This window comes from Actinacidiphila sp. bgisy145 (assembly GCF_057708125.1).
On sequence record NZ_JBYIRL010000055.1, the window covers coordinates 1 to 16,488 of the forward strand.

The following is a 16,488-nucleotide window of genomic DNA, read 5'->3' on the forward strand; positions in this document are numbered from 1 at the left end:
TCGACAAACTGGCCGCCCGCTACCTAGCGGGGCTCAGGCTCGCTTCGCTCATCCTCTGGCTCCGTGAACCGTGATCAATTATCAGACAGGCCCTAGGCGGGGCTTTGCGCTGACGGAGACCCGTTTCCCTGGCTCGGCCCGCGTGTTCAGGTCGTCGGCTTCATCATCGCCCCGACAGTGAGGGCGGCACGCCGACGGGTGAGCAGGCGAACCGACAGCGCCTGCAGGTGGTTGCGCCGGCCGCTGATGATGCTTGGAGGCGGGTTGCGTCGGTCGAGGGTGTGCAGGGCCTTGTGAACGACTTGCCGGGGCGTTTGGAGCACGGTGTTGCCTGAGGCGTTGGTCGTGCCGATGACGTCGAAGAACTCGGTTTGCGTCGGGCCCGGAGACAGTGCGAGCACCTTGAGACCTGTGCCGGCCGACTCAAACCACAGAGCCTCGGTGAAGTTCAGCACGAATGCCCTGGTCGCGCCGTAGACGGCCAGGAGCGGGTTGGGCTGGTAAGCGGCGTTGCTGGCCACGTTGATGAGGATGCCGTTGCCAGCCTGTCGTAGGCGCTCGATGTATGCCCGGCTGATGCTGACAACGCTGGCCACGTTCACGGTGATCTCGTCGCCGAGCCGGTCAGCGTCTTCCATGTGGAACGCACCGTAGGTTCCGAATCCGGCGTTGTTGATCAGGCTTGTGACGCGCAGACCGAGTCGGTCGGTCTCCTCGAGGAGTATCCGCCCGGCATGCGGCAGGCTGAGATCGGCAGCGATCGCTGTCACCATGACGCCGTGCTCGGTGGAGAGCGTCTCCGCCAGCTTTTCCAGCCGGTCCTTCCGTCGGGCCACCAACACCAGGTCCGAGCCCCGGGCGGCGAGCCGGCGGGCGAACTCCGCTCCCAGGCCCGCACTGGCGCCGGTGATGAGTGTGGTCTGTCCCTGATAGTCGACGGCGGTCATGCTATCCCTCTCATTGCTTGCGGTCCCTCCTTCGTCCACTGCTTCGGTACGGAGGAGGAGATCGTCGACGGCGAACTCACGTGGATCGCCTTGAGTCTCTTGCTGCGTCGGGTGCCCAGCCGGCTGAGGAACTGCCCGTCGCGCGAAGGAGCTACTGCGCCGGCACGACACGTTCCGCTCCGCGTGGTCACATGCCTCTGGCTGTGCAGGCAGGTGAAGTGACAGCCTGCCAGGCCTGTCACCTGCAGGCGGTGTTGCGCGTCAGGCCCCTGGTTCTGTCCGGGATGGACGAGTGGCGGCGTCCCAGGCGATGCCGATGCCCGCGGCGGTCAGCCAGGCGCACTGGGGCCAGATGCTGATGCGCTCCCATACGCCCAGGCCGACGCTCAGGAAGGCGCGGCTGTCGGTGGCCAGGCCCGTGGCGATGATGCCGACGACGGCCGCGATGAAGACCAACACGCTCAGCACGCCCACGATCCTGTGGCCTCGACGCAGAAGGCGCACGCCGATGACGGCCATGCCTGCACCGCCGACGATCGTCTGAAGCAGGGCTCCGAGGGCGTGGACCGCGAACACGGTGTCCTCGGGGCGGACCCCGACGAGGATCGTCCCGATGCCGCCGAGCGCAAGGAGCATGTAGCCGGTGCGGTGGCTGCGTTCCGCGATCAGCAGCGCCCCCACGGCCCACGCGGCGCCCCACAGGATGAGGGACACGTTCATCGCCGAGTGCGCCGGGGAGCAGACATACAGGCCAGTATCGGACGGGAAGCGACCGCAGTGCAGTGCTCCCAGGTCGCTGATGAAGTTCCTGGTGAGCGAGTAGTGGGTGCGCCATCCGGCGGCGACGGCCGCCTGCACCAGGAACCACTGGAACGACGAAAACAGCAACAGCGCACCCACGACCCTGCGTCCGTTTCGCAGCCGGTCGGCCTTCGATTGGTCGGAGGCGAGTCGGCTGTTGTCGTGGGAACTTTGGGCGGGCGTTCCTTCTTCGCTGCTCATGCGGTTCCTTGCTGCGGTGCATCAGGTGGGCGGTCTTGTCAGACCTTCGGTGTTGTGCGGTCGGGCCAGAGGGCCGCCGTCTGTCGTGCACTGCGGCGCAGACTCACGCCGAGGAGTGATCGGCGGGTGCGGTGCCCTGGAGGGCCCGTTTCCGCTTGGCACCTTGGACACGCGGCGGAGAAGCTTGCATCGACCGGTTTGGCGAGCCGCTATTTTCACCACGCCAGCCGCGGCTGAATATACGGCTCGACCGATGCTCGTTCGAGGTCCGCTTCGGCGTGGCGGCGCCGTTGCCGCATTTCGCTGCGCAGAGCGAGCTTGGCTGCCAGCTTGCGTGCTTCCAGCTCGTTGCGTGCCGTCACGATGAGGTACTGGGCGCCGTGAATTTCACGCTCCTGCTCGAGGCGCTTGGTGGGGATGGTGACCATCCATTCGCTGTTCATCGTTCTTGGTATTCCTTCCTCGGCGACTCCTGCGCTGACGTTCCGGGTCTGGGCCCAGCTGGGCGGACGGATCAGGCGTGACCGGTCAGCTGCCGACTGCTGCCCGTGATGAAGTGGGCGAGACTCGTCGGGGGCCTTCCGGCGAGGCGTGTGACGTCGTCGCGGACGGCGGCCTGCGGCTTCGCGCGCAGGCTCACGGCTTGGGCGGCCAGATGGGCGGCACCCCGCGGGTTCGCCCGGCCCTGGGCCTCGGCTTCGGCGATCATCTCGTCGCGCCACTGGTCCGCTGTGATCTCTTGGTAGATCACCCGATGTCCGGTGACTTCGGTGATGGTGTCGGCGATCTGTCCGTAGGTCATCCGGAAGGTCGGGCCGGCAATGGACGTTCGGTCGTCGACGAGCATCCGGTCGGCGAGTAGCGCAGCCGCCATGGCCCCGACGTCCGCTCCCGCGATCCACCCCACCGGAAAATCGCCGAACGCGTTCCTGATGACGCTGTTCTCGCGGATCTGCCGGCCGTGCACCTGCAGCAGGTTCTCCAGGAAGAAGGCCTCGATCCGAAGGTGGACACCCTCGATGCCGGCCCACTCGAAGGCCTTCTCCGCGACCCACTGCGCCCTGCCCTGTGGGCTGAGGCTGCGTGGGTCCGACGCCGCAAGGGAGAGGTCGACCAGCCACGGCAGCCCCATCTCGCGCGCCGCCGCCGCGAACAAGCCCGCGGCCTCGGCGATGCCCGGGCCCACCGGGTAGCAGAAGTACGCAGCCCGCACTCCGTCGAGCGCGCCGAGCAGGCTGTCGTAGTCGGCAAAGTCGCCGACTGCCACGTGCGCACCGAGAGCGGCCAGCCGCTCGGCCCGCTCGTCCTGCGCCCGCACCAGTGCCCTTACGCGAACGCTCCGAGCGAGGAGATCGTTCACGACGTGGCCGCCCGTGCCGCCGTGCCGTCCGGTCGCCCCGGTCACCAGGATCGGCCTTGCATCGTCCGAGCGGTCGCCTTCGGTCGACATGCCCATGATCGGCCCTTCCGTACCCGCATCCTGAAATCTGGATTATGCTATATTACATACGTCAGAGTGTGGGAGGCGAATGCGATGAGGGTGAAAGCGAAACCGTCGACTCGGGAGCTGATGCTTGACAGTACGATCGGGCTGCTCCAGCGGCAGAGCGCCGCAGCGGTGACCCTCGATGCGGTCCTGGCCGACAGTGGAGCTCCGCGTGGTTCCGTGTACTACCACTTCCCCGGCGGCCGCAACGAGCTGATCAGAGCGGCCGTGGAAGTGGCCGGAGAGCGTATGCGGGAGAGGATGGAACGCGCGAGTGACGGTGCCGGCCCGCAAGAGGCGCTGGCGGCGTTCGCCGACTCCTGGAAGACCAGGCTTGTGACGTCCGATTTCCGCGCGGGCTGCCCGATCGTCGCTGCCGCCGTGGACGATGAGCATCTTGTCCCCGAAGCGAAGGAGGCTGTCAGGGACGTCTTCGCGCGCTGGCACGATCTCCTCGCGGCAGCATTCACGCGTGCGGGGCGCTCAGCCGAGCAGGCGGCATCGCTGGCCACGCTCGGAATCTCTGCGGTCGAGGGCGCCGTGCTTCTGTGTCGTCTTCAAGGCAGCCTCCAGCCGCTCGACGACGTGGTTGCGGAACTCGCCCCCCTGCTTGCTTGAGACGAACCCCAGGAGTCAGCCAAGGAGAGCGGCGGGAGGAACGCTGCGTCTTCAGGCGTCGTCCGAAAGGTCAGGGCCGGTGGGCTCTTGGTGCCGGTTCCTTCTGCAGGCGATCGCTTTGCGTCGGCAGGACGGCCGTGGAGGGCGACCGGGCGTTCGTCGCGCCGCGGCGGACGCTCGCGTTTCAGGTGGCAGGAAGGCATGCTGCCTGGTTCCTTGGAGGGAGCCAGGCAGCTTCGGCAATCGTGAAGATCCTCGTCGGGAGTGACCATGATGCGTGTACTCGTCGTTGGCGCCGGAGCGGTCGGAGGCCATTTCGGAACGCTGCTCGCCCGCGCAGGCGTCGATGTGACGTTCCTGGTGCGCGGGGCGCGCGCCGATCGCCTGCGGTCGGACGGCATCACCCTCGTCGCCGCCGACGGAACAAGGACGACGACCTCCGTGTCAACGGTCACCGCGCAGACCTTGCGCGCGCCGTTCGACGTCGTGCTCCTCGCCGTGAAGTCGACCGCCGTCGCGGCGGCCCTGGAAGACGTGGCCCCCGCAGTGGGCCCCGAGACGAGTATCGTGCCGCTGCTCAACGGCATCGGCCACCTCGACGCCATCGGCGACCGCTTCGGTGCCCGGCACCTGCTGGGCGGCGTCTGCCTGGTAGCCACGCAGCTGGACACCGATGGGGCCATCAGGCAGCTCACGCCCGCCGCGAGCATCACCCTCGGGGAACTGTCCGGCCCGGTCACGTCCCGCGTGGAGGCGATCACCGAGGCCTTCGAGCGGGCACCGTTCAAGACAGTTGCCTCGACCACGATCGAGCAGGACATGTGGGAAAAATGGCTGTTCATGGCAGCTGGAGGAGCGGCAACTGTGCTGCTCGGCGGTCACGTCGGCCAGATCAATCCCGTCGAGGACGGCACCGACGTGATCCGGGACGTCATCGCGGAGACGGCCTCGGTACTGGAGGCTGCCGGCCATCCCGCCCGGGGCGACGCGGTCGCCCAGGTCACCTCGACGCTGACGTCTCCCGGCTCGGCGTTCGCCACCTCCCTGTACCGGGACTTCCGCCACAACCACGCCACTGAGGTCGAGCCGATCATCGGTGGGCTGTGCCGGGTCGCGGCCCAGCATGGCTTGTCCGTACCGCTGCTGCGTGCGGCGGCCGTACGGCTGCGTGTCTACGAGGCCGCACTCGCCTGACGCGCCGCCGCGACATACAGCGGCGTCCGACTGGCACCGGCCGGCCTCACCATTCGCGATCGGCATCGACGACCGCACACACCGAAGAGCTGAGGAACCTCAATGAAGCCGGGGCTGCAGTTTCAGTTGGACGGGGATGCTGCGGAGAGGTACGACGCCCACTCCTTGGCTCTGATGGCACCGTTCGTGGCGGCTCTGGCGAGCGAAGTCGGCGAGGGCGACGCGGCCCTCGACCTGGCGTGCGGGACCGGCTACTTGACCTTTGCCGCGGCCGAGCGGGCCGGAGCATCCGGCCGGGTGGTCGGAGTGGACGTCAACCAGGCCATGCTCGATGTCGCCGCACGCCGTCTTGTCCCGCCGACCACGCTGGTGCGCGCGCCCGCCGACGCGATGCCGTTCGCCGACGCGGAGTTCGATGTGGTGGTGTGCCAGCAGGGTCTTCAGTTCTTCCCCGACCTGTGCGCTGCACTGACCGAGATCGGTCGCGTGCTGCGCCCGGGCGGGCGCCTTGCCGCCACGTCGTGGGCGCCGCGCGGTCGGTCTCCCTACCATGAGGCGCAGGGCCAGGCGGCGCGGGCCGCCGATCCTGGACACACCGACGACTCCGCGCCGCCTGCGGCGTTCGCCCTGACCAAGCAGCGGTTTCTCCAGGCGGCGACAGCCGCGGGCCTCGTGCACCTGGCGGCCGAGGAACTCACCGCCGACGTTGTGCTGCCTGCCCTGCCGGCGTTCGCCGCCGCACACCTCACAGCCCTGCCCTTCGGCGCGGAGATCGCGCGCAGGGCCCCCGACACGATCCCGGTGATTGCCCAGGCCATCACCGACAGCCTCAGTGCCTACCAGACTCCCGAAGGATTCAAGGTTCCCTTCGTCTCCCACCTGCTGACGGCCCGCAAGCCGCGCTGAACCCTCACCCCGCTCTGGCAGCGGAGGGGAGGCGGAACACACGCGACGGAACACAAACCCACCTCGACGTGCAGGCGGGAGAACCACGGCGCCCGACTGAGCCAGACCTTCCGATCTGCGCTGGCACCGACCAGCAGCGGCGCCGGGGCACTCCGGTTGCGTGCCCGTTGGATGCCCGTCCGGCCGGCCCGCAACGGCATGCTCTGCAGTCCTGCGGCTGCACAGGAGGCAGGTTTCAGGGCACAGAGCCCACTGGGCCGAGCCGTCAACCGCGCTCTTCTCGAGCACGCTGTCAGATCTGGTCCCGCTGGGTGGGTTCGTGCTGAGCAACTGCCTGTTCGAGAAGCGAACGGAACAGATGCACGTCAGGATTACGGGTACTGCCGGAACGGACGACGGTGCAGATGGTGCGGGTGACCGGCGCGAGCAGGGGATGCAGGCTGACCCCGTCGTGAGATTCGGGGATGGCCAGACGGGGAGCCAGTGCGACGCCGGCGTCCGCGGCGACAAGAGCCATCAGTACCGCGAAGTCGCTGCTGCGGACCCGGATGTCGGGGACGAAGCCCGCCGTCCCGCAGGTCCGCTGGATCATCTCGTAACAGGAAACCTCGGGACTGGGGGTGAGCCACGGGGCGTCAGCGAGTCGGGCCAGGTCCGCCGGCTGCCCGGGGGACAGCCCGAGACTGCGGGCGCGGTCCGGGTGCAGGCACAGCAGCACAGGATCTTCCATGAGAACGTCCTGGCGACTGTTCTGCGGGAAGTTGCGGGGCAGCACCGTATAGCTGTGAGCCACGACCACGTCGGCCTGGTGCTTTTGCAGCGCCTCCAGCGCCTGGTCGGGTTCCTGCTCGTCGAGCCGGAGCGTGAGCCTGGGCGCTGTCTCGCCCACGGGCCGGGCGAGCAACTGGTACACGCGGGGCAAGAGCGTGCGTGCGACAGAAGCGAAGGCAGTCACGCGCAGCACCCCGTGATGCCCGCCCCGCAGGGCGGCCAGATCTGACTCCGCGGCAGCGAGGTCGCCGAGGATCACCTCCGCGTGCGCCACCAGGAGTTCACCGGCAGGGGTCAGGCACAGCCTGCGTCCACGCTTTTCGACCACCGGCACGCCGGCCTCGCGCTCCAGGACAGCCAGTTGCTGCGACACAGCCGGGCCGGTCAGGTGCAGCGCGTCGGCCGTGGCGGCGATCGTCCCGTATGCGGCCAGGTGCTGCAGCATGCGCAGCCGTCGTACATCAAGCATGGAGACCTCTTCAGTGGCGTTGCCGTGTTGCGCGGGCGTCGAGTGCAACCGGCTCACGGCTCGCAGGCTTGATCGCGTTGCCACGGGTGGGGTCGGCCGCGAGTGATCCTGATGCAGGCGCGGCCGGCCCGGGCTTTTTGGCCGTGCGGTGGTTGATCAGGACGACGCCCGCCACGCTGATCGCTCCTCCAGCCAGTTCGAGGGGGAGAGGCTTCTCTCCCAGCCATACGAAGGAGACCACCAAGGCCACAGGCGGTACGAGATACAGGGCCGCGGTGGAGGCTGCCATGGGCAGCCGGGCAACCGCGTACCCCCAGATGACGAATCCGAGCGCGGAAGGAAGCAGGCCCAGGAAAACCGCCGCCCACACGGCGCCTGCCGGGGCGCCAACCGTTGCCTTCGCGGCCTCGGGAGCGAGGGGCAGGGCGAAGACGGTGCCTGCGGCCATCGCATAGGTGGCCACCTCCAGCCCGCTGTAACGCTTCAGCAGCGGCTTGCTGGCGAAGTGGTACACGCCTTGGACGACGGCCGCGGCCAGCACCACAAGCGAGGCCGCGCTGAAGCCGGAGAACCCCTTGGCCAAGGTGACGACCGCGGTGCCCGCGATGGCGATCAGACTCCCGACGACGACGTTCCGGGTCAGGGGCTCGGACAGGAACGCACTGGCCAAAAGCACACTGAAGACAGGTGCGATCGCGATCAGGAGGCTGGCCGTGCCGGCTGCGACGTGCACCTCGCCCCAGTTGAGAAGGACCTGGTAGGCGGTCATACCGGTCAAGCCGCACAACGCGATCAGCGGGAGATCCCGCCGACGGGGCAGGCGCACGCCTGCGAACGGGGACATGGCAAGCAGCGCCATGGCAGCGACCGCGAGCCGCAGGAAGGACAACGCGGCCACGCCGAGTCCGTCCACGCCCACGCGGATGGCAGGGAAGGCGCAGGCCCACAGCACGACAGTGCCGACCAAAGCAAGAAACTGGGGGGACGCAGCTCGTGTTCTCACCCCTTCAACGTGACACCCTACGGGCAAAAGATCCATTTAGTATAAGTTGGCGAAGCGCATAATTTCCCTTACGCATCGCGCTGGCCTGTGGAAATGTCTGCGTCCGGCTCACGGGAGGGCGGCCGTAAGGCCTTACTCCACCGGGCCTTCTAGTGTCCAGCCGTCCGCGGCCACTTCGAGGTGGAGCTCTCCCGGTTCGGCCGTTTCGCCGCAGCGATCGCATACGGCGTGCTGGGTGTACTGGTGATCGTGGTGCCGTAGCCGCAGAGGGGGAGACGTCGCAATCCAGCGATCTCCCCAGCGGAGCAGTTCACGCAAGGTGCCGACCAGGTCGCGACCGGCTTCCGTGAGGTAGTAGCCCTCGTGGCGAGGTTCGTCGGGCAGCGGGCGTCGCTCCATGACGCCGGCCGCGACCAGTCCCTTCAGGCGAGCGGACAGGCGGTCGGTCGGAGCGCCGGTGTTCCTGGCGATCTGACGGAAACGGTGGTTACCGAACGTGACCTCGCGGATGGCGAGCAGGGCCCACCGGTCGCCCACCACCTGCAGGGCGGCGGCGATCGAACAGGGCCGCCCGGGTACTTCTCCGGGATCAATGCGTTGTGTCGTCACCCTGACCAGTATCCATCACGCGCTTTGAATTTCAAAGCTACAGCTTTGAGCCTCGCCCGGCTCCCGCCACCCCGGGGGAGCGTAGTTTGAATATCAAATCACATCGTGCTTCTCTGGTCCCATGACATGGAAGGTTTGGTTTTCAAAGCAGCGTGTTGCCTCGCTGGTGATCCTGCTCGCGGTCTTCATGACGAACCTGGATCTGTGGATCGTCAACGTGGCGCTGCCCGCGATGGGCGCAGCCTTCGCGTCGCCCCATGGGCAGGGCGCGACGCTCAACTCCCTGTCCTGGGTACTCAACGCCTACGCCATCGCCTTGGCGGCCCTCCTGGTGGTCGCGGGCCGTACCGGCGACCGGATAGGGCAGCGGCCGGTGTTCCTCGCCGGGGTGTCCCTCTTCACCCTCGCCTCGCTCGCCTGCGCCCTGGCCCCCGACCTGTGGACGCTCGTGGCGGCACGGGCCCTGCAAGCGGTGGGAGCCGCAGCCCAACTGCCCACCTCGCTCGCCCTTCTGCTGGCGACCGTGCCCGCCGAGAGCCGCACGCGCGCCACCCGCAACTGGGCGGCAGTCGGCGGACTGGCTGCCGCCGCAGGTCCCGTCGCCGGCGGCCTGCTGGTCCAGGTCGACTGGCGCTGGGTCTTCGTGATCAACGTACCCATCGGCATCGCCACCGTCGTGGCCGGCCTTCGCGTCCTGCCCCGTACGACCCGCCGGGAAGAGGGCCGCCTGCCCGACATGCTCGGCGCGCTGCTGGTCACCGTCGCTGTGGCAGCCCTCTCCGGAGCTCTCGTGCAGGCCCCGGACTGGGGATGGCTGAACGCCAGGACTCTCGTGCTGTTCGCGGTTGCGCTGGTCACCGCGATCGCCTTCACCATCCGCTCACTGCGTCACAGCCACCCGCTGTTCGAGCTGCACCTGTTGAGGCTGCCCCGATTCGGCACCGCGAACATCGGCACCTTCGTCTTCGGTGTGGCCTTCGCCATCATGCTGCTGTCCAACGTGCTGTGGTGCCAGGAGGTCTGGCACTGGAGCGCGCTGCGCACCGGCGTTGCCATGGTGCCCGGGCCGGCCCTGGTCCCAATCGTCACGCTGCTCACCGCTCGTGCCGCGCAGCGCCTCGGCCACGGGCCGCTGATCGCCGTCGGTGGCCTGCTGTTCGCCGCAGCGATGGTCTGGCGGGCCTGCTTCGCGTCCCTCACCCCCAACTACTGGGTTGATCTGCTGCCCAGTCAAGTCCTCAGCGGTGTGGGCGTGGGACTCACGCTCGGCACCCTGATGGCTGCGGGCGTCAGTTCCCTGCCTGCGCACCGCTCCGCCACCGGGTCCGCCCTGGTCAATTCCGTACGCCAGATGTCCGCCACCGTGGGCATCGCCATCTTGGTTGCCATCCTCGGCGCGCAGGTGGGCCCGGCCCAGCGCCAGCACTTCCAAGCGGCCTGGGTGCTGGCCGCCGCCCTCGGCCTGGTCTGCACCCTGATTGGACTGCGGCTGACCCGAAGCGCCCGCGATCAGGCGAGGCCACAGGGGGCAACCGGCCCGGCCGGTGCACAGGCGGCGCCGATCGACGCGCGCTGACACTGCTCCAGCCACCTCAAGCAACGCGGCACAAGGCCGACGGCTTGTCTGCCACGCGCCGCTACGAGAAGGCCCAAGAGGGCCGGTGGTGTTTACCAGCGCATCCCCCAACTCATCAAGGTCAGCCCCGGCGCTGTGGGCGCAACTTGGCTGCTCTGCGGCGGGTGCTGTCGACCCAAAGCGCCGAGCTTCACCAAGATCCGCACCCAAGTAGGGCGGGGTTGCAGATGCCTGGACAGCACCATCCGGCTCAGCGGATGCGGGGCAACGCCTTGTCAGGGTGCGCGGTGTGGACGTAGCGGACGGCGGTGCCGGGATGGATGCCGAACAGGTGCACCAGGTGTACTGGGTCGGCGGTTTGTCGGGCCTCGTCCAGTACACGGTCGCTCCACATCTGGCGCGGGGTGATTCCGGCTTGGTCGAACGCGCGCCGCAGCGCGCAGTAGCTGACGGGCGGGAGGGCGGGGTGGTGCGCTGAGTGCGTTGTCACCAGCAAGTGCGGGTTGGGTGATGCGGGCCACTGGTCGTGACGTTCCTGGAGCCACTCGTCCAGGAGGCGGAGGGTCAGCGTGTCGAGATAGACCGTGTGCACCTGGCCGCGCAAGTCGACTCTGAGGCTTGCGCGGGCAAGGTCGGGCGCGTTTATGCGCAGTCGAGCAATGTCGGTGACCTTGATGGCGTGGACAGCGACCAGGCCGACGGCCAGTCGCCCCATCGCACTGTCCACCCGATCCAGCAGGCCATGTAGCCGGTCGCTGGGCAGTGGTTCAGGAAGTCGAACGGGGGTGGTGAGGGAGAGCCCGGCGAGCGGGTTGGTAAAGACGGCACGTTCCTGTTTGAGGGCGCGGAAGACGCTGAGCAGGACGTGATGGACGCCGCGTGCCTGGTGTCCCTGCCGGTCGCCGAGGGCGGAGGTCACGTGCGCGGTGGTGATCTCCCGGAGATCCAGCCCGTCCTGGCTCCAGAGGTTCAGGACGGGGAGAACGACGTTGAGGTCGCGTCGGATACGCGTGTAGTTGACGGGCGGGTGAGGGCGACGACCCTCCCCGCGGCGGACGGCGACCCAGGTCCGCATTTGGTCGGCCATGGCGTCAGAAAGTTGTCGGAGCTTGACTTCGATGGCCTGGCGGTGCCCGGCGTCTGTGCGGGCGGCGTCCAGGCGGGCGAGTGAAGGGCTGGTGGCCATATTGCGGTCGTGGTCGGGTTCGAGCAGTCCACGCTCATGCAGGAAGAACACGATCCGGTGCAGAGAGGCGTTCGGCTCCAGCCTCGCGAGCGCGCACACGTCCCGCTCCGGGACGGGCTCCTCCACACCCGTGTACGCCAGGAGGCGGTGCAGCATCTGGATGGAGTAAACGTGGTTCGGCTGACGGCTGGCTGTGACGGGAAGGCAGGCAGAGAACTGTTCCACCAGTGCCTGTGCTTCGTTGCTGAGCGGGGGCAGCAGGCGGTGGGGGACAGTGTGAACGGCCATCCAGTCACGCGGGGCCGTCAGCAGGGCGGTCTGCCCAGGGACCACCGGAACGCAAGCGAACAGCGAGGCGGCGTGGTCGTGCTCCGGAGCGGGTGCCGGGTACGGCTGTGTTCCTTTGCCGACTACCCGGTGGGCAAGTGCTCCGGCGAATGTGAGTTGAGTGAACGTCCCGTCCGGCTGGGGCACGTTCCGCACGAATGCCAGACAGCCCCGGCACAGGCTCGTCTTCACATGCAAGGGGAGGCCGTCGCGTCCGCATCGGGTGCACCGCCCTATCGGCCGTTTCGCACGGTAATTCGCGCACGCGGTGCACAGGCGAGTGGTGATGCCCCAGCTGCCGCAGTGCGCGCAGCCTGTCACGGTGCCGGCGGGCACTCGAATCCTCTGCTGACGCATCTGGTCGGTCATCTGCGTCGGCCCCCGCCACAGGCCTGCCTGCTCCAGGACCTTCTGTGCGGCAGCCGCGCCGAACTGCATCCCGCGGCCTTGGTCGAGGATCTCGCGGGAGACCTGTCTCTCGCCCTCGGCATCCCGCACGGCCAGGGCCAGCCGTAGCCGCCGTCCTACCTGGCTGCACCATGCCCGGCCCAGGCCGCGCTGCCGGGCCAGGACCAATGTGTACTGCTTCAGCGCCTCCTCCTCTGGCCAGTGTCTCTCTGCAAGGTCGAGCAGTTCCGGTGCCCCCAGCCGGCGATGCACCGGGAACAGGATTTGCTGGCCCGGCATCGTCGCAGGCAGCACACGGCGTCGGGGCTCCGCAGGCCGCGCTGTGGGCGGCTTGCCAAGGCGCCAGGCTCCGTCCGCCACGCCGGGAATCAGCAGCCGAAGCTGCGTCGCAGCCGGAAAGCAGGACACGTTGCCTGCCGCCCGTTCGGCGTGTAGCGCCAGCTGGCACCCGCGGCAGAGCCCGTCTTGGCCCAGGTGCTGCTGGTACCGACACCGGGGGCACAGTCCGCGCTGGGAGTACTGGTGATCCCACTGCTGGCACCCTCTGCACCGCCAGCTGCGCCGGGGTTGTCCCGGCGCCACCGCCAGGCAGTCCTCGCACTGCCTGATCCGCTCCAACGCGCGGCTCAGTTCGGGGGCTGCAGGCGCCGTGGGCCATCGCCTCGCGGCACCGGCCGCACTGGCCGTACCGGGTCCGGAGCCCTTTCACCACCTGCGACCGCCCGGCTCTCACCTTGATCCGCCGCGGTCGCGGCCGGCTCGGCTTCCAGGAGATCGCCCACGGTACATCCCAGCGCCTGGCAGATCAGGTCCAGGTCCTCGAGCCGCACGGTCACTGGGGTGCCGCCCCACAGTGCGGACACCTTGCTTAACGACGGATTGAAGCCCACCCGCCGAAACGCCGCCAGCAAGTCGGTCGGCCGCCAGATGTCCTGTCGCGCCGCCACCCAGCGCAGATTCCACTTCATCGAAGGCTCCCCGTGTCCGCCACCAGCCGCTGCCCGGCCCGTTCGGCTGAAGCCCGCCGCGCCGCCTGCTCCGGATCGCCCTGCGCGGTCAGGAGGTATCGGACCGTGGTCGTACTCCACCAGTGCCCCAGCAATCGCTGCACCTCCCACAGGGACATCCCCCGCTCGTAGTTGTGAGTCGCGCACGCATGACGCAGGAGATGAGGGAACAGCTCCGCCACCGGGCCCGGGAGATGCGCCAACGACGCTGCCCGCAGCGCCCGCCTGAACGTCGAGGGGACCATCTTCGGCGCGACTGGCATGTTCAGCGCCGCGACAGCCACGGGCAAGCGTTCGGACGGAAACAACGGCGCCGATGGATGCTCAGGATCGTCCCGGAACAATCCGCGCACCTCCTCCACGTACCACCACAGCAGCTCCCGCCCCTGCTCGAACAAGAACGCCTCACGCTGCCGCGGCCCCGACCCCCGAGCCCCCTTGCCATGAACGAGGAAGCGGCCCCACTGGCCCGACTCCCAGTGAACATCGCGCATACACACACCGCACAGCTCAGCCGCTCGCACGCCCGACAAGTAGGCGATCTTCGCCATGACGTAGTCACGGCACGCGACCGCCTCCTTGCGTGCCTGTGGCAGAGCACGCCGCCACGCAGCGAAGAACTCCCGCATAGCCTGCTGCGACGGCGGCACCCGCAGACCCAAGTCACCCCGGTGGCGGGGCCGATTGAACGGATCGATCGGCGACTCCACGACTACACCGAAACGACGGTTGATCTCACCCGCGTACCGTTGCTCAAGGAACGCGAAGTACCCGTCAATAAGGTTGATCTTGGTGCGAACGGTGGAGCGGGCACGCTTGCCCGGTCCGGCGAAGTAGCGGTCGAGGTCTCGTGGTTGCAGGCGCCATGGAGCCAGATCCAGGTACTCACAGATCTCGATCACAGGTTTCACGAGCTTGTCGACCGTTTCCGGCATCAGACCCGCCGCGTCGCGTGCCCACTGGTACTCAGCGAGGGTGTCGAAGAAGTAGTCACGCTCCGACAGGCCGTCCCGCTCGCCGCGGCGGCGGTGCAGCTGAAAGACGTCCGCCAACCCAGCGCCGCCGAGCTCCTCCGCCGGCCTTGGCTCCAGCGCGGTGCGACGAGTTCGGTATTCATCCACGAACACGCAGATTACGAACCACACTTGCAGATTCTGCGAGTTTCTGCGGAAACTCCACCGACTCAGGGACATGTCGAACACGGGTCTCGGACCTGTCGACATGTAAGAGATCGCACGCAGCGATCGACTACGAACCCGCGCGTACTCCAGTTGTCTGGCCGAAGGGCGGTTCAACGGCGACGGAAAGAAGGCCGTCGAGGCTTACAGCGACGTCCTCCCTCCACTGGGCGAGGCCATGACCGAACTCGGACGCGCGCAAAGCGAGATCGCGTACTTCAACTTCACCACCCATCCGACCCACCGGAACAACCCGTCGAGCCTCGATCCCGCCCGCCGGCAGGCCAACGAGATCATCACCGGCTGCTGCGAGGCGGCCGACGAGATCCTCGAGTCCGTGGCCGCAGACCTCCGCACGTCAGCAGGCCGCCTGGCACCGTCCACCGCACACGTACAGGCCACCGCCCGCTCGCCCCACACCTCCCTCGTCGGCCAGAGCGCCCCGGCGCCTGCAACCCCGCCGGCCCCGGCGGCCTCCCCCCTGGCACTCAGCGCCATGAAGGGCCGCTGACGTGTCCGCCCGGTCATCCGCAGGGCCTGCGATCGGCTCCCTGTGCTCCGGATACGGGGGCCTGGACCTGGGCGTGCAGGCCGCACTCAGCGGCACGGTGGCCTGGCACGCCGAAACCAGCCCCGACGCATCCCGCATCCTGGCCCGGCACTGGCCCGATGTGCCCAACCACGGTGACATCACCGCCATCAACTGGGCCGATGTGCCCCGGGTGTGCGTGCTCACCGCAGGCTTCCCCTGTCAAAGACGTCTCGGTCGCCGGCCGCCGCGCCGGACTCAACGCGAACACCCGCTCAGGGCTGTGGCTGCACGTCGCCCGCGCGGTCGAAGCCCTCCGACCCTGCCTGGTGGTGATCGAGAATGTCCGCGGACTCCTCACCTCCCCCGCCGGTACCCCTGGCGACGTGGAATCCTGCCCGTGGTGTCTGGGAGACGACCCAGCCCAGCCTCCTCTGCGGGCACTTGGCGCCGTACTCGGCTCCCTGGCCAACCTCCGGTACGACGCACGCTGGCTCGTGCTACGCGCCTGCGACATCGGAGCACCCCACCGCCGCGAGCGGACCTTCCTCACCGCCTGGCCCGCCGAACCTCCTTCTCAAGACGCCGACGAGCAACATCGGATCGAACGGCGGGAGCCAGCACCCGGAGAAGAGGAAGAGCGGCGGCCACGGGCCGAACCTGGCCGACGAGGTGGAGTGGCTGCTGCCGACGCCGAAAGCGTCGGACGGGATCAAGGGCTCGCCAAACCAGCGGCACGGCAACGGCGACCTGACGCTCCCCTCGGCGGCGGCCTCCCTTCTGCCCACCCCACGGGCGAGCAACACCGGCACCCCTGGACGCCGTCCGCGCCGGGGCCGGCGACCGCCCCTGTCGGCGGAGGCCCTGCCGCTGTGGACGGACCCGAGTCCGCATACGGAGGAAGCAACGGGCGCTGGGGGCCGTACGCAGCCGCGATCACCCGGTGGGAGACCCTCACCCGCCCCGCGCCGCCGCCCACCGACGAGGCCGGGCGGCTGCGGGCGGAGTTCGTGGAGTGGATGCAGGGCCTGCCCGCGGGCTGGGTGACGGCGACGCCCGGTCTCGGCCGGCCTGCCCAGCTCACCGCGCTCGGCAACGGCGTCATCCCCCAACAAGCCGTACACGCGATGCAGTTGCTTCATCCTCCGTTTCCGAGGTGCCCACCCTGCGCCGGGTCGTAGCCGCACCGTCGCCATTTCCAAGACGGACCAAATCCCCGATCCTTTGCCTGGGCGGACAGTCACGAGCGCAGTCCAGGAAGAGCCCGCCACC

At 68.5% G+C, this 16,488-nt stretch carries 16 protein-coding genes and 2 pseudogenes; 8 read left to right on the plus strand and 10 right to left on the minus strand.

The genetic code is table 11. The features are described from left to right. Window positions 1-146: 146 nt before the first annotated feature. From AC3ERT_RS33060 to AC3ERT_RS33075, 4 genes are all read right to left on the minus strand, one after another. On the minus strand, window positions 147-947 hold the full coding sequence (locus AC3ERT_RS33060; protein WP_435127228.1) for an SDR family NAD(P)-dependent oxidoreductase: 801 nt from the start codon (window positions 945-947) through the stop codon (window positions 147-149). Between the two features lie 261 nt (window positions 948-1,208). Further along, a complete protein-coding gene (locus tag AC3ERT_RS33065; RefSeq protein WP_435127226.1) occupies window positions 1,209-1,949 on the minus strand; it encodes a DUF998 domain-containing protein in 741 nt (246 codons plus the stop codon). Between the two features lie 215 nt (window positions 1,950-2,164). Continuing rightward, a complete protein-coding gene (locus AC3ERT_RS33070) occupies window positions 2,165-2,392 on the minus strand; it encodes a hypothetical protein (protein ID WP_352177221.1) in 228 nt (75 codons plus the stop codon). Window positions 2,393-2,463: 71 nt separating this feature from the next. Then, entirely contained in the window at window positions 2,464-3,405 is a 942-nt protein-coding gene (locus tag AC3ERT_RS33075) for an NmrA family NAD(P)-binding protein (protein WP_435127224.1), read from the minus strand. Window positions 3,406-3,519: 114 nt separating this feature from the next. Here AC3ERT_RS33075 and AC3ERT_RS33080 point away from each other — a divergent pair, with 114 nt between their 5' ends. The 3 genes from AC3ERT_RS33080 to AC3ERT_RS33090 all read left to right on the plus strand — a co-directional run bounded on the left by AC3ERT_RS33080 (window position 3,520) and on the right by AC3ERT_RS33090 (window position 6,153). Further along, complete coding sequence (locus AC3ERT_RS33080; protein ID WP_435178575.1) at window positions 3,520-4,053, plus strand: TetR/AcrR family transcriptional regulator; 534 nt, start codon at window positions 3,520-3,522, stop codon at window positions 4,051-4,053. Window positions 4,054-4,323: 270 nt separating this feature from the next. Continuing rightward, a complete protein-coding gene (locus AC3ERT_RS33085) occupies window positions 4,324-5,247 on the plus strand; it encodes a ketopantoate reductase family protein (protein WP_435127219.1) in 924 nt (307 codons plus the stop codon). 102 nt (window positions 5,248-5,349) lie between these two features. Continuing rightward, window positions 5,350-6,153, plus strand: a complete 804-nt coding sequence (locus AC3ERT_RS33090) for a methyltransferase domain-containing protein (RefSeq protein WP_435127217.1) — start codon at window positions 5,350-5,352, stop codon at window positions 6,151-6,153. 292 nt (window positions 6,154-6,445) lie between these two features. Here the strand turns inward: AC3ERT_RS33090 and AC3ERT_RS33095 are convergent, their stop codons facing one another. The 3 genes from AC3ERT_RS33095 to AC3ERT_RS33105 all read right to left on the minus strand — a co-directional run bounded on the left by AC3ERT_RS33095 (window position 6,446) and on the right by AC3ERT_RS33105 (window position 9,005). Next, window positions 6,446-7,450: a LysR family transcriptional regulator gene (locus AC3ERT_RS33095; protein WP_435127215.1), complete on the minus strand. Its 1,005-nt coding sequence runs from the start codon at window positions 7,448-7,450 to the stop codon at window positions 6,446-6,448. Further along, window positions 7,404-8,360 (minus strand): DMT family transporter, encoded by a 957-nt coding sequence (locus AC3ERT_RS33100; RefSeq protein WP_435127213.1) that lies wholly within the window; start codon window positions 8,358-8,360, stop codon window positions 7,404-7,406. Before AC3ERT_RS33100 ends, AC3ERT_RS33095 begins: the two co-directional genes overlap by 47 nt. A 168-nt stretch (window positions 8,361-8,528) precedes the next feature. Continuing rightward, window positions 8,529-9,005 carry a winged helix-turn-helix transcriptional regulator gene (locus AC3ERT_RS33105; protein WP_435178579.1) on the minus strand — a complete coding sequence of 159 codons (477 nt, stop codon included), beginning with the start codon at window positions 9,003-9,005 and terminating at the stop codon, window positions 8,529-8,531. 121 nt (window positions 9,006-9,126) lie between these two features. Between AC3ERT_RS33105 and AC3ERT_RS33110 the strand changes: the two genes are divergently transcribed. Further along, window positions 9,127-10,581, plus strand: a complete 1,455-nt coding sequence (locus AC3ERT_RS33110; RefSeq protein ID WP_435127209.1) for a DHA2 family efflux MFS transporter permease subunit — start codon at window positions 9,127-9,129, stop codon at window positions 10,579-10,581. 250 nt (window positions 10,582-10,831) lie between these two features. On the opposite strand, the gene AC3ERT_RS33115 is transcribed toward AC3ERT_RS33110, so the two are convergent. From AC3ERT_RS33115 to AC3ERT_RS33125, 3 genes are all read right to left on the minus strand, one after another. Beyond that, window positions 10,832-12,796, minus strand: a complete 1,965-nt coding sequence (locus AC3ERT_RS33115; RefSeq protein ID WP_435127206.1) for a hypothetical protein — start codon at window positions 12,794-12,796, stop codon at window positions 10,832-10,834. 332 nt (window positions 12,797-13,128) lie between these two features. Then, window positions 13,129-13,470, minus strand: a complete 342-nt coding sequence (locus tag AC3ERT_RS33120) for a helix-turn-helix domain-containing protein (protein ID WP_435127204.1) — start codon at window positions 13,468-13,470, stop codon at window positions 13,129-13,131. Continuing rightward, window positions 13,467-14,654, minus strand: coding sequence for a tyrosine-type recombinase/integrase (locus tag AC3ERT_RS33125; RefSeq protein ID WP_435127202.1), 1,188 nt, complete (start codon window positions 14,652-14,654; stop codon window positions 13,467-13,469). The genes AC3ERT_RS33120 and AC3ERT_RS33125 overlap by 4 nt, the downstream gene beginning before the upstream one ends. 211 nt (window positions 14,655-14,865) lie before the next feature. Between AC3ERT_RS33125 and AC3ERT_RS33130 the strand changes: the two genes are divergently transcribed. From AC3ERT_RS33130 to AC3ERT_RS33145, 4 genes and pseudogenes are all read left to right on the plus strand, one after another. Beyond that, entirely contained in the window at window positions 14,866-15,198 is a 333-nt protein-coding gene (locus AC3ERT_RS33130) for a hypothetical protein (RefSeq protein WP_435178581.1), read from the plus strand. Window positions 15,199-15,271: 73 nt separating this feature from the next. Continuing rightward, a pseudogene (locus AC3ERT_RS33135) lies at window positions 15,272-15,373 on the plus strand (DNA cytosine methyltransferase); the annotation flags it as partial. Between the two features lie 25 nt (window positions 15,374-15,398). After that, window positions 15,399-15,725: pseudogene (locus AC3ERT_RS33140) on the plus strand (DNA cytosine methyltransferase); the annotation flags it as partial. Window positions 15,726-16,088: 363 nt separating this feature from the next. After that, the gene (locus tag AC3ERT_RS33145; RefSeq protein ID WP_435178635.1) at window positions 16,089-16,397 is read left to right on the plus strand and encodes a hypothetical protein; all 309 of its coding nucleotides are present in this window, start codon (window positions 16,089-16,091) and stop codon (window positions 16,395-16,397) included. Window positions 16,398-16,488 lie beyond the last annotated feature (91 nt).